The following is a 13,455-nucleotide window of genomic DNA, read 5'->3' on the forward strand; positions in this document are numbered from 1 at the left end:
AGCATTGCCCGAAGCACGATGAGGCCCGGGACGGGCGCGCCGGCAACAAGCAGATGGACAAAGCGCCGCATGCCGTCGATTACGGTAGACAACTGATCGTGTTCGCGGCGGATGACGGTTACAGCGCTACGCGGCCCGAGCAATGGCATTTCCCCCCCACAGCGATAACGAACGAACCGGCGGCTCACGTCCTTACTAGACGGCGCCCATGAAGCCCTGGATCGTCACTTCCATATTGATCACATGCCACGCGCGATCAAAGCGTGCGGATCCCGCGGCGTTGACGAAGATCAACGAACGATGTGGCACCTTTGCCCATCAGCGTGCGGGGGGCGACCGGCTTTTCCTGGCACCCATGTTCGGCTGAAGGCTGCTGCTCAGGCTCCAGCCGATATCCTCTGCCTGAACGCGACGCTGCCTTGCACGCGTGTCCCGGGGCGGGATGCGCAGGAGAAGGCTCTTCTGTTCTGATTCGACCTCGCACGAAGCCACGCACTGATGTCGGGCGATCCGACCGTGGCAGAGGTGGTGCAAGGCTTCTCGGCTGAGGCCGAATCCAATGTGCCACCAACCAATTACGACGCATTTGAATATCGTGTCGCTGGTCGGCGCCGCCCCCGCCGCCGGGGCGCCCGAAACTATCGTGACTTGAGCTCTCGCGAACGTTCATAAGCGGCTTCCACTTCCGTCCATCCAGGTCACCCAGTTCGTGCCGCCGGTTTCGCGGATGATCGTTCCCCGCCGCCCGGAGTGCGCTGAATGACTGCACCGACATGGGGCAATTCTGTCGATGCGCCCGGCGATGCCTGCATTCCATCGAATTAGACGAAAGCGTAATGCCCATGGAAACGATTCGATTGGGTTCGATATCCGAGAATTAATCTGAGAAATCCGCGGTCCAGATAAAATGGCAACGAATTCAAATCATGCACGAATTCCGTGCATTTCTTCAATGGTAAATTCAGGATCCGATTATATCGTGTGCATGCATGGTATCGGAAGATTTGATGACGACTTCCAAGATTCGATTGCGGACCCGGGAGAGCCGGCTGCGTGATCGTCTAATAATTTCAGGCGAAAATCGTCGGGCGAATCGTTGCGCGAAACTGAAGCGTGTACGATGAAACCGCGACGTCGCCGATCCGTGTTCAGTGACGAGCGGCCCGAGTGAGCCCAATTTTGTCGCTAATCTAGCGTACTGCGTCAAAAACTGGTGCGCCGCGCTCGATCTCTGCACTCTGCCGGGATGGCTGCTGGATTCGGGCCCGGCGATATGTGGGCTATGTCGTTGCGCCGTGCGTTGTCCGCTAGCTTCATTCAGGCCGGGCGATAGTTGCCAATTTCGATCTAGACGACTCTACCGTTTCGGCGAAGTGGTCGGTGCGATACCTCCGTCCATCCGCTCCGACGGCGCCAGCTAGTACTGGCAGTGAACTAGCGAAATTCACTGCGTCTGGGGTGTAACGGTTCACATCATTCCGGCTGAAATTACGGGTCAGTGATTCATATCAATTATGGCTAGGGGTTACGCGAAATCATTTTTATCGCGCCAAATGAATCTCAAAAAAATAGTGCCGCACCGCCGGCTTGATTTATTCAGACAGCAGTACGGTGAAAACAGACATTTATAAATCGGCTGGCGGGGAGGGGCTTATGCTGCAGTGCAGAAAACAGAGACTGTAAGAAATTGTTAAGGGGCCATCATGATGCAAACAGTACCGGATCGCTTGTCCGCGGGGCTAAGGGTGCATCGTGGTAGAAGCCTCATCAATGGGTACCAACGAGCAAGCGTGATCGTACTGTTGCTTGATGGTTTTTCCATTATGCAAATCGGCAAGCTGGCTGCGGTTTTCGAACTCGCGAACCAGCTCGGTCGTGCCGGCGGCGCAATCGTCGACCGCTACGAATTACGCCTGTATTCGGTTCACGGCGGGCCGGCTCGTTCGTCGTCGGGCGTCGAAGTCTGGACAGACGCAATCCGCACGCTCGAAGCAAGCGCGGTCCACGCGATGTTCGTGTTGAGCGGCCAAGACGAGATCGACGAAATCGACGAGCAACTGATAGCGTGGCTCAGACATGCGCACGCGCGTGCACGCGTCGTCAGGGGCGGAAGCGGCGGCCGGAAATTACTCGCGCAGATTCATCTACCGCAGAAGGAGGCGGAGAAGGCATCGCCGGCTGCGGATGGTGGCGGTGCGTCATACGCCTGGCACGGTGATGTCGAAAGCCCCGGTGACGAAGACGACGGGCCGTTCTCGGATGCGTTGGCGATCGTCGGGGTGGACATGGGCTACGAAATCGCGCAGGAGATCGTGACATGCATGGTGTCCAGTGCGAACCGGAAACTAACTGACGTACTGTTCGGCACGCGCATCGCGCAGGCCAGCACGCTGATCCGGATTGCGGCGCATCACCTGCGCGTCAACAGCGAGAATCGCATCTCCATCGCGGACGCGGCGCAGGCCGCCGCGATGAGCGAGCGCAATTTCCTGCGGCGCTTCAAGAACGAAATAGGCATCACGCCAACTGAGTTCGTGTTGAGAATCCGCCTTGAAAGGGCGTGCCGTATGCTGATCGAGACGGATCTGCCGGCGGACAAGGTCGCGAGACGAACGGGCTTCGGCAGCGGCGACCGCATGGCCAAACTGTTTCGCCAGCACTTGCAGAAGTCGCCAACCGAATATCGGGTCGTTGCGCGAAAACGGGATGATGCTTCGGCAGAATTGCCGTACGCATCAGACCTTGGTATTGATGGCGGCAGGTCAACGGTACAAAAAAACGCCTGCTCGAGGCAGGCGTGACGAAACGAGAGGTGCTGGACTTTTTAGCTTGCTGCCGGTCGCGGCAGTGCCGTGGAAATGGTTGCCTTGATTGCTCGGAGCGATCGGCGCAGCATCGCCATCATATTTGACATAATAGAAGTTATCGATTAATTGGGGTCATGTTAGAATTTTCGCTTGTTGCCGGTCGCGCTTGTCGATTGCCGGTTCCACCGAGATAATTTCTCTCCCACTGCGACCGCTGCTACTTGCCAACGAAACACATGACCAAAGATCTGGGGACGCCCGCGTGGGCGGATGATTACCGTCACTGGTTCGCCGAGCTCAAGCAGCGTGTCGAGCGCGCGCGGCAGCGCGCCGTGGCCAGCGCGAATCGCGAGCTGGTCTCACTGTATTGGCAGATTGGCCGCGACATTCTCGACCGACAGCAAAAACAAGGCTGGGGTGCCGGCGTCGTCGACCAACTCGCGCGTGATCTCAAGGCGGCGTTTCCCGACATGCGCGGATTTTCGCCGCGCAACCTCAAGTATATGCGCGCGCTCGCGCAAGCCTTTCCGCATCCGGAATTTGTGCAACAGCCCGTTGCACAATTGCCGTGGTCGCACGTTGTAACACTGCTCGACAAGCTCGATGACGCACTGCAGCGGCATTGGTATGCAGCAAAGTCGCTCGAGCACGGCTGGTCGCGCAGCGTGCTAACCATGCAGATTGAGACGGCTGCGCATGCGCGGGCTGGCAACGCCGTGACAAATTTCGCCGAGCGACTGCCGCCACCGCAGTCGGATCTTGCCCGCGAAACGCTCAAGGATCCCTACATCTTCGACTTCCTCGGCCTGACCGAGAATGCCCAAGAGCGCGATATCGAGCGTGCGCTTACGGAGCACATCACGCGCTTCCTACTCGAGCTGGGCGCCGGGTTTGCCTTCGTCGGGCGTCAGCATCGACTCGAGGTAGGCGGCGACGAGTTTTTCATCGATCTACTCTTCTACCATCTGAAGCTTCGGTGCTATGTCGTCGTCGAACTGAAGACAACGCCGTTCAAGCCCGAATACGCGGGGCAGCTAAACTTCTACCTTTCAGCGCTCGACGCGCAGGTCAAGGCGCCGGACGATCAACCAACTATCGGACTGCTTCTGTGCAAAGAAAAGAATCGGCTCGTCGCGGAGTACGCGCTGCGTGGCGTGACTAAACCGATGGGCGTGGCCGAGTATCAGCTCATGCGCGAGGTACCGCCGTCGCTGGAGACCGGTCTCCCGACGATCGATCAGATCGAAGCTGAGCTCCGTCCCGATCTTCCAGATGCGACCGCATAATTCCTTAGCAAACGTCGCACCCCCGGGCTCCACGCTCCGCGCAGCAGTTCAAGGCCGCTTACCATTACTCCATACAACCGTGGCAAGCGAGGCATGGTCGCCGCGCTTCAATGTGCCCGACGACCGGCTTAACCGCTACCGAGCCGAGCTGCATAAGCCGCCGATGCTCCAGCCACCATGTAGTCACTGCGAATCAGGAGTGTAGTTGCGTTGCCTGCGGTAGATGTTATAGGGTAGTGGCCAAACCCGCTTTGGCGGACATGACTGAGGAATCCACAAATGAACAAGCAAGAACTCATCGACGCTGTTTCGGCTGCCACGGGCGACACTAAAGCCAGCACCGGGGCCACTGTTGATGCCATTCTCGAGGCCGTGACGCACGCAGTCACCCGCGGTGATACGGTGCAATTGATCGGTTTTGGCTCCTTCTCCGCAGGAGCCCGCGCCGAGCGGACCGGCCGCAATCCCGCTACCGGGGAAGCCATCACAATCGCCGCCGCAAAAACGGTCAAGTTTACCGCCGGCAAAGCATTCAAAGATACCGTGAATACCTGATCGGTATCGCGACAACAGCCTCACCCAGCGAGAAGTTTCTCTAGAAGGTCGATGTGACGCAAGATGAGTTCCAAGAAAAGCCGCGGACGGCCCGCCGCGCCTCGACGCACCCTAACAAAAACCATGCTGTTGCCGCTGGACAAAACCTCGGTGCAGGCACAGTCCTTGTCACATCATCTTGCGCTGGCGGCCTGTCGGGACGGCCAAGGGAACGCGTATCTTTTCAATGAGCTGATACGCACCACGTATATCGCGTGGTTCCTGCAACAGGGTGGCTACGGGGATGAGCCCGTTGAACGCTACAAGGCAGTCGAGCATGCAGTCGAGGCCACCCACATGCATGCCGATGAGTCGAATGAGTGGATCCTCGCAGCGGACGCCGTGTCGGCATTTGAACGGCTGCTTATGCTGCATGATTGGCAACTGAATGTCGCGCCACGTTACAAGGTGATCGACGCCGATCAGCAGCTGAAGAGATTCCTTGCCGGAACGGACTCGTCTCCGATTCCCAATCTCCGTCAGGGCGGCACCGTGGCCACCCGTCCAAGTCATATCTAGATCACCCCCGTTACCGCATGCAGGATCGCCCACGAAACGCGCATGTGAAGGGCGAGCAAAACAACGGTATCACGGCCGTGTGACCCTAAGCTAAACTCGTCGGCAACGACACCGGGCGCGGCTTCGTCGACGGGAATGTTCGCAATACTGTCCGCGCAGATGCGCTCAGCCTGATTGAGCGGTACAGGTGAACCCGTTGGCTGAAATACGGCATCACCACGTTCGTAAGCCTGTCCCGACACCACGCAGATTCCGCCAGCAGTCGCCAACGCAGCAGCTAAAGCTGCTCGCTGCAACGCCCCACCCGGCCTGCCGCCACGACACGATGAGGCGGCAGGATCCCGGCCGCTCCAAAATGCGCACCGTTGACCGGGCCGAGTCTGGAGGCACTGCAGATCGTTGATCACCCATACCTCCGTATTTGACGAGGTCAACTTCATGCGCCTGCTTACGGCGCCTCCGAATCGCCACCATGGATTCGGCGCGCACGAACGATTGATCCAACGCGACGAGTTGCCCACTGCCGCGCCATCGATGACGCGCCCATCGCCGAGGTCGAAGAAGAAGGTGTGATCTCGATTGACGGGGATCGGCTGGCGGTCTGTTGATGGCGACCTCCCAATCGATACGCTCGCCGACTTACTCGACCAGGATTTCACCAAGGGCTAGAGCACGACGAGCAAATACGCTGCGGCCATGGATGGGAGGGCGTGGCACAACGATGCGAGGGACGTGTGGGGATGCCGGATGCGTGGTCATCTTAGGAAGTTGAATCGGGCCGATCGGAGTTCACCCTTCGAGGGAGCAAAACCATTCGACGATCGTGTCGCTAGCGGGCCAGGTTCACCCGAAACAATGTCGGTATCCCAATTGACCTACACGACTGTGGCAGTATCCGGGCACTGGGCCAAATTCGCCCGGATCAGGTGAAAAACGATGCAACGTCAGCAGGAGCAAACAATAAAAGTGAGTGGCAGGGAACAATCCTTTCCTTGCCACCCGCCTGCCCGACCAACGCCGTCTTACTCGCTCGCGGCTTCGGTGACCACTTCCGGCTTGACCGCGGTGCCTGCCGCCATTTTCACGCCAGAAGTGCGCCGGACTCGCGTCTTTTTTGCAGCAACAGTAGTAGATGGGCGCGCGTTCTTGCGAGCCGCCGTCGCGCCGGCCGATTTTACGGACTTCGCGTCGCCCTTTTGGGGCTTTGCGGCTGCTTTCTTTGCCGCAGCTTTCTTGATTGCGGCCCCAGCTGCGCCATTGCCGGCGGTACTCGCAGTCGCGGCCGCTGCACCAATGAGAAAGCGAGTGCGGTCCTTCACGTCCTTGATCCACGCCGGCGCGCGACCTCGACCGCTCCAGGTTTCACCCGTCTTCGGATTCTGGTACTTCACCGCCACGTGACCGCCGACCTTCTTGCCCTTCCCTACGCGTTGACGACCGAAAATCTGCTCGGTCGTGATTCCGTATTCAGCCACCTTTTCACGAATGTCAGTAATCAATGCTTCCAGCTCTGCAACGCGTGCCGCCTCTGTTTTTTCCTGCAAAGCGTCGAGTTGCGCCTTCAACGTCTTGTAGTCGCTATTGGCCATGTTCTGTTCTCCCAAAGTTGTCGGTTGCGAGAGATCGCAACACTCGAATTATGCCACTCATCGAGATAGATCGAATTGATAGATTACCCCGCAATCCACGTTCAACCAGAGTTTGATCGATAAAGTCCGATCTACACGTTCCTCCGGCTCAAACGAAATCAAGGAGTTCAAAACATGCGTTATGAACCCGTCGGCGATACGCAACTCGAGGATGGATGGAGAAAGGCCATCGGCCCGGCTAACGTCCGGTTGCAACAAGCAGCCAAGCTCCTAGAGCTGCCGCGCGCAACCGCTCATCTCAGCGCATCGGCCCATTTACAACTCTGCGAACGCATCAGGTTGATCGCCTTCTCCAGCGGCTGTCCCTTGCCGATAGAGGCTGTCGACCGAATTCGACAAGGAAGCGTTGCTCGCGTGCACTGCCGTCCTGGCTTTCGCGTATCGCCGTCATAACGGCCGATCTGATCGTGCTCGAGTCAATGTAAACAGCGAGTGCAACTCGTGCAGCCGGTGATCGCCGTGTTCGTCCCGGCGGACGTCGGCGAGCGTCGCGCCAACCAGCTCGCTCGCGCGTAGGCTGGTTGCATACCCAAATTCCAGCAGGAGGCGCAGGCGGTGAGCGGCCGGCACGCTCCAACCATAGGATCACTCGAGGCCGTCGGCCAGCGTGCGGATAAGAAATGACACACCCTCGGAGAAGCCGCGCGACACGTCCAGACCTGCGCACGGCGCGTGGTTCTTGACCTTCACGCGGGCGAACGGATTCGGGAGCACGTAGCGCTACTCGATCAGCTAGCGGAAAAGCGCCAACAGGACGTTCAGTGCGTATACCGCGGATCGTGCCGACAGCGGGCCAATTGAACGGCCGCCGTTCGGACAGAGGCCCGGCCGCAACGGCCCGACCCAACGCTCGCGCGGCGTGGGGCGGCGCGGGAATGCGCCTATGCGATCGCGTCGTCGGTCGTGAGTGACGATCGCCCATAGGATCAGGCGCACCGAAATGCATCAATGCGTCCACGGCAAAATTCTCGCCCTTCATTTCGCCCTGCTCTAGCAAGAAAATTATGCCATACGGATCAGCGTCGATCAAAACTCAATCGAATAATAACAAATATAAATTATTGCTTGAGTTATACTTTTAATCACCCCGCCCTCGCCACTACCTACACATACGAATGCGAATTCGGCAAAATTTTAGAATAATCCACGAGGATTTATGACATCGCCAACATCGGTAGATATACCCGCGCCTGCAGACTGGCAACAGTTTGAGAGACTATCCCGAGCGCTCTTCAGTGAAGCGTTTCAAGCTAAGTTCAGCCGGTTCGGTCGTGGTGGGCAGCGGCAAAACGGTATTGACGTACTAGGACGCCTGCGGACCGGCGCTTTGATCGGCGTGCAATGCAAGGGGCGCGCCTCGTCCATGGGGAAGAAACTCACGCAACAGCAGATTGACAATGCGATTGTAGAAGCGGAAACGTTTCCTGATACGCTCGATGAACTTTATATTGTCACCACCGCAAACGAAGATGCGGTCCTCCAACAATACGTCATAGGCGTGAGCGGAAGCCGCCAAGCCGCGGGCAAGTTTCCCGTTACGCTATGGGGCTGGCAATCGATGTCGGACCAGATCCGGAGCTGTCCCGGGGTGATGGAGACATTCTATGGCCAATGGTGGCGCAAACCTTCGTTGAAGTTCATCGCATCGGCGGCCTTTGTGGCAACCGCTGTCGGTGTCGCCGGCATGCTTGGTTCGCATCGAGTCGAACAGTGGCTCGCTGCCACGGACGCAAACAGGAGGACGACCGTATCAGGATTGCAGCAGGTCGTTTTGACGCTCGACGAGCTGCAGGATGTCTATGTGAAGTGCGTTGAGTCGATGGGCGGCAAGGCCTTCGTCTTCTACAGCCAATTGCAAGGTAGTTGCATCGGACCGATCAAGTCGGCGCTCTTGAAGCTAGGCAGACAGCGGGATCAGATGGCGGGAGTAATGAATACCGATGCGTATACCGAAGTTGTCACGGCGACAGACTACCTGAATGCAGATTTTCGCCAGTTGCTCATCGCAGCTGACATGGAACTGGGATTTGAACGGAGCGCCGTGGACTATGCAAAGTCAGCTTGCCCGAACGCGAAGCTTCGTGTTGGCACATCAAATGATCAGAGCAAGCTACTTCGCGAGACTGGGGAAAACGCGCTGTCGATGCAAATGTCGCAATACTTCCGGATGCGTGATTTCGCGATTCCGGCCATCTCAGCGCTAAAGGCGCGATTGGCAGCCGCATCACGCCGCCAGAACGGACAAGGTGTCCCGGGCGATCTCGTGAAGGAGGCGAATACCTTGCCGAGTCTGCTGCAAGAAGAACGGGATTTTACCTACAAGCTCCCAGCGTCCCCATTCGCGACCGCACGCGCTAAACAGATGAGCGCAAGAACACTTACAGTTTCTGGACCAGCATTGGATCCTGTCGACAACGCGGTCTGGTCCTACACCGCCGAAGAAGCCATGTTCGAGGGGCTGCGCGGCCATAAAAGTGACATCGAGTATCTGATCTCATGCGGGCTGTTGAAGCCCGAGGCTAAGGTTCTTGCGAACGACGTTGATGAGCATTCGCAAGCGCGTTGACTCTTTCATCGACGAGGCTCGAGGCGTTCGAAGAGCCGAATGCACTGTGTCGATGCCCATAAGTTATGGGCCGGCACATCTTACCTGTAGCGGTACACTCGCCCGCGTTGGGTCGTCGTCCGATCGCGGATTTGTGGGAGTGACACATATGGGCTATGTGGTCTGGCGAGCCAGATAAGAAATTTTGACAACCCTTCTTGTCATAATAGCTCCATTTGACTCCAAAACTCGATGCAGGCGAAATGCTTCCAGCGCTGTTTGGTCATGAGCCAGGCCGCTCTGACGTACGTGCTAGATTTCGTTCACCTTGCACCTCCGTTCGAGAAGGTCCACGTTTGCGCCTGCTAGCCGAATCTGCGGACGCAATCGATGACCGAGAGTGACCTCATCTGTCGCACATCACGGTGCGTTCGCGTAAGGATCGTCGGTGGCCGATCATCGATCACCACGCAATGCCTGGCGGCGAACCGATATAGACCCGCGACACGTTTTGGGGACCGCCTGGAATGGGGCCTTGCTCCCTTGACAGGGGAATCTCCTGGCTAGAATACGGTCCAGTGAGCACATTCAACGAGGAACCATAACACCGCAAGCAGTATTGTCGTCCATTCCTAGGCGCCCGTCTTTCGCGCCTAGATCGGACTGCTTTGGCTACCCCTGGTCACCCAGCATGCGTCGGTCGTTATGAACGTAAAGTTGCGGAAGCAATTCAGCTCGGTCTGAATTCACATAATTAACATTTATCAAAAATTGTCGCGTGAGAATTTCTGCTTCATATCAATCGTGCTGGTCGATTGTCGGTTCCACCGAGATAATTTCTCTCGCCAACTAACCAGATCTGGGCCCCCACGTTGGCCGACGTCGCCACTGATTCGCCTAGCTCAAGCAGCGCGTCAAGCGCTTGCGGTAGCGCGCCGTGGCCAGCGCGAATTGCGAGCTTGTTTCACTGTATTGACCGATTAGCCGCGACATTCTCGATCGACAGCAAAAAACAAGGCTGGGATGCTGGTGGCGTCGACCGCCTGGCACGGGATCTTAAGGCAGCATTTCGTGATATGCGCCGGTTTTCTCCGCGCATCCTTATGTACGTGCGGCCCTCGCAGAAGCCTTTCCGCGGCCCGTATTTGTGCAACAGACTGTTGCACAAATACGGTGTTGAGTTGGCGCAATTCAAAAACGGTGTGCAAGGAACGACGCTAAAGCCGAGCCCAACTAGACCACGAGTCGACGGGCGAAACATTTCTCGCCCTTCGCTCCATTTCGCTGTAAGCACCAGCATCGGACAGATGAGCCTTTGGCACGCTGCAAAATAGAGTTGCGGACGCGATCCTCAATGCGGCGTGGCGGCCAACAGCGCGGCGACCCTCGTGTAGCGCTGCCGCGCGCCGGCCTGCCAGGCCGCGCGGCGCTTCCAGGCAGCCTCGGCGGCGCTCCGCAGCAACACCCGCGCACGCTCGATGCCTGCCTCGGCTGCGCCGGGCCCGCCGCCGTGGGCGAGCCGCGCGGCGGCCGCCTCGACTGGCGCAAGCGGCTCGCGCAACAGAGCCGCCAGCGCGGCCGGCGCGTCGCCGCCGGCCTCCAGGGTCGCGGTGATCAGCGCGCCGACCTCGTGATGCGCGGCGTGGAAACTGATCCCCGTCTCGCGCACCCGCGCATTGGCCACCTGCGTGGCCGTCACCAGCCCCTGGTTGGCGGCTGCGCGCATCGCCGCGGGGTGACCCTCGAGACCATCGATCATCAGCCGCAGCAGCTCGCAGCTCTCGCTGAACTCCCGCACGACCTCGGCGCAATGCGCGGGCATCTCGGTGCCGATCTCGATCGAGTTGCTGAACGGCGTGCGCTGCGAGGCGAACACTGCCGTGTTCAGCGCGCCGGCCACGTGTCCGAGCTTGCCCTTGACGATCTCGAGCAGGTACGGGTTGCGCTTTTGCGGCATCAGTGAGGAGCCGCCGCTCAGCTCGTCGGGCAGTGTCAGGAAATCGGTCTCGCGCATGGTCCAGAGCTGCAGGTCATGCGCCAGCCGGCTCAGTGTGCTGGCCGCGATCGCCAGCGCGGACAGCAGGCGCAGCACCAGGTCGCGGCTCGCCACCGCGTCCAGCGCGCTGTCGAAGCTGTGCGTGAAGCCGAGCAGCGCGGCGCTGATTTCCGGGCGGATCGGGAAATCGGTGCCCGCGCCGGCACCCGCGCCGAGCGGACAGGTGGCGAGATCCGCGTCCAGCGCGTCGAGCGCGGCCTGGTCGCGCCGCAGCGCGGCCTCGACCGACCACAGGTAGTAGCCGAAGCTGCCCGGTTGGGCCACCTGGTACTGGCTGTAGACCGGCAGCGGCCAGTCGAGCGTCGCGTTGGCCTTGTCGAGTAGGGTCGAGCGTAGCCGCCACAGCCGCTCGGCCGCGCTGTCGAACCAGTCGCGCGCACGCAGCTTGGCGATGCAGGCATTAATGTCGTTGCGCGAGCGCGCGGTGTGCACGGCGCCGCCCGCGTCCGGCCCTACCCGATCGATCAGCAACTGCTCGTAGAGCGCGTAGCTGCCGCGCGGCGCCACCGCCTCGACGATCGCGGCGAAACCAGCCTCGCGCTGGTGCGCCAGCTCGGCCAGCACCACCGCCGCGCGCGCCGGCGGGCACAGCCCGGTGTCGACCAGCATCAGCAGATGGGCCTCGTCGATCGCCGCATAGGCCTCGAGTTCGGCGAGGCGCTGGGCCGGCGGCTCCGGGCGACGCACGATCGCCAGTGCCTCGGGATGCAGGGCACGGCGCAGGCGGCCCGTGTGGGCGACCGGGTTCGGCTCGGCCGCTTCGTCGAGCTGGAGCGCGATACGCGCCTCGAGGCCGTCCAAAGCCCGCTTCAGCGTATCGTGATCGGCGGCCGCGACCAGCGCGAGCGCGACGCGATCGCGGAAGTCGCCGTCCAGCTCGACCTGCTGTCCCGGCTGGCGCAGTACCATGAATTGCATGCTCACTCCCGCCAGGCGCGGCTGCTCGGCGAACGACAGCGCGCGGATCGTGCCGCGCCGCGATGGCAACACGAAGCGGATCGCGGCCTGGCCGTCGCGGCGCGGCGCGAGATCGGGCGAGACGCCGGCATGCAGATCTACCATCGCGCCGAGCACGTCGATGCCCGTGGCCGCCTCGATTGCCTGCGGGATCATGCCGCCGGCCAGACGCGGATTGATCTCGATGATCACCATACGGCCCGCCGCGATCCGGCATTCGACGTGGGCCGGGCCGAAGCGATGGCCGGTGGCGTCCAGTGCGCGCAGCGTCTCGGCCACCAGCGCGTCGCGCTGTGCGGCCGGGATCGGTGCCGGGAAATCGTGGCCGCTTTCGACGAAGAACGGCAGCGGCCCGAGGTGCTTGCCGGTCACGCCGAGCACCCGATAACCGCGGCCCGCGCCCAATCCTACTACCTCGACCGAGAACTCCGCGCCCTCGACGAACTCCTGCACCAGCAACTGCGGCGCGACCGCCAGACCACGCTCGTTGTTGCGCGCGGCGAGAATCCGCTCACCGTGCTCGAGCAGCTCGAGCTCGTCGTTCACCAGCCGCACGCCGACGCTGCCCGAGCCGAACGAGGGCTTCAGCACACGCGGATAGCTCAGCCCCAGCGCCAAGTCGCGCAAGGCGCTCAGATCGGAGACCACCTCGGTATGGGCCGCGCCCACACCGGCCCGGTGCAGGCAGGCGGCCAACTTCGCCTTGTCGCGACACGTGCGGATCGCCTCTGGGCTCGCCCCCGGCAGGCCAAAGCTCGCGGCCACCGTGGCGGCCGTCTCGATGAAATACTCAGACGTCGAAAACACGCCGGCGATCTGCGGGAACGCGCCGAGCGCGTCGACGATGCGCGCCACGTCGGCGGTATCGACCACCAGCGGCTCGATCAGCAGTTCGCGCAGGAACGGATAGAGCTGCGGGCGGCCGGTCACGAACACCACATGGTAGCCGCGCAGCAGCGCTTGGCGCAGGCACAGCCGGCCGGTGCCGGTGGTATTGCTTTCGATGAATACGAAGGTCTTCATGGTCAGGGCGGTTGCTCGA

8 protein-coding genes and 2 pseudogenes are annotated in these 13,455 nt (G+C 60.3%); 6 read left to right on the forward strand and 4 right to left on the reverse strand.

Annotation, left to right across the window (positions count from 1 at the left end; genetic code table 11):
* The first annotated feature begins 1,790 nt into the window (after positions 1–1,790).
* From SB786_RS27920 to SB786_RS27935, 4 genes are all read left to right on the forward strand, one after another.
* Positions 1,791–2,801, forward strand: coding sequence for a helix-turn-helix domain-containing protein (locus tag SB786_RS27920; RefSeq protein ID WP_410730297.1), 1,011 nt, complete (start codon positions 1,791–1,793; stop codon positions 2,799–2,801).
* A 242-nt stretch (positions 2,802–3,043) separates the two neighbouring features.
* Complete coding sequence (locus SB786_RS27925) at positions 3,044–4,093, forward strand: PDDEXK nuclease domain-containing protein (RefSeq protein WP_410730298.1); 1,050 nt, start codon at positions 3,044–3,046, stop codon at positions 4,091–4,093.
* A 279-nt stretch (positions 4,094–4,372) separates the two neighbouring features.
* Positions 4,373–4,648, forward strand: a complete 276-nt coding sequence (locus SB786_RS27930; protein ID WP_410730299.1) for an HU family DNA-binding protein — start codon at positions 4,373–4,375, stop codon at positions 4,646–4,648.
* Between the two features lie 63 nt (positions 4,649–4,711).
* Positions 4,712–5,206 carry a hypothetical protein gene (locus SB786_RS27935; protein ID WP_410730300.1) on the forward strand — a complete coding sequence of 165 codons (495 nt, stop codon included), beginning with the start codon at positions 4,712–4,714 and terminating at the stop codon, positions 5,204–5,206.
* Here the strand turns inward: SB786_RS27935 and SB786_RS27940 are convergent.
* Together SB786_RS27940 and SB786_RS27945 are read right to left on the reverse strand one after the other, a co-directional pair.
* Positions 5,203–5,451: a hypothetical protein gene (locus SB786_RS27940; protein ID WP_410730301.1), complete on the reverse strand. Its 249-nt coding sequence runs from the start codon at positions 5,449–5,451 to the stop codon at positions 5,203–5,205. The two genes, SB786_RS27935 and SB786_RS27940, sit on opposite strands and share 4 nt — an antisense overlap.
* Before the next feature lie 1,047 nt (positions 5,452–6,498).
* Positions 6,499–6,795: pseudogene (locus SB786_RS27945) on the reverse strand (H-NS family nucleoid-associated regulatory protein); the annotation flags it as partial.
* Positions 6,796–6,969: 174 nt separating this feature from the next.
* Here SB786_RS27945 and SB786_RS27950 point away from each other — a divergent pair.
* The gene (locus SB786_RS27950) at positions 6,970–7,248 is read left to right on the forward strand and encodes a hypothetical protein (protein WP_410730302.1); all 279 of its coding nucleotides are present in this window, start codon (positions 6,970–6,972) and stop codon (positions 7,246–7,248) included.
* Between the two features lie 48 nt (positions 7,249–7,296).
* Here SB786_RS27950 and SB786_RS27955 read toward each other — a convergent pair.
* Positions 7,297–7,769, reverse strand: a pseudogene (locus SB786_RS27955) (integrase); the annotation flags it as partial.
* A gap of 242 nt (positions 7,770–8,011) precedes the next feature.
* Here SB786_RS27955 and SB786_RS27960 point away from each other — a divergent pair.
* On the forward strand, positions 8,012–9,421 hold the full coding sequence (locus tag SB786_RS27960) for a hypothetical protein (RefSeq protein WP_410730303.1): 1,410 nt from the start codon (positions 8,012–8,014) through the stop codon (positions 9,419–9,421).
* Between the two features lie 1,330 nt (positions 9,422–10,751).
* Here the strand turns inward: SB786_RS27960 and SB786_RS27965 are convergent.
* Positions 10,752–13,436 (reverse strand): lyase family protein, encoded by a 2,685-nt coding sequence (locus SB786_RS27965; RefSeq protein WP_410730304.1) that lies wholly within the window; start codon positions 13,434–13,436, stop codon positions 10,752–10,754.
* Between the last annotated feature and the right edge of the window lie 19 nt (positions 13,437–13,455).

The sequence above is a fragment of the Burkholderia sp. SIMBA_062 genome (genome assembly GCF_046534765.1).
Lineage (GTDB): Bacteria > Pseudomonadota > Gammaproteobacteria > Burkholderiales > Burkholderiaceae > Burkholderia > Burkholderia ambifaria.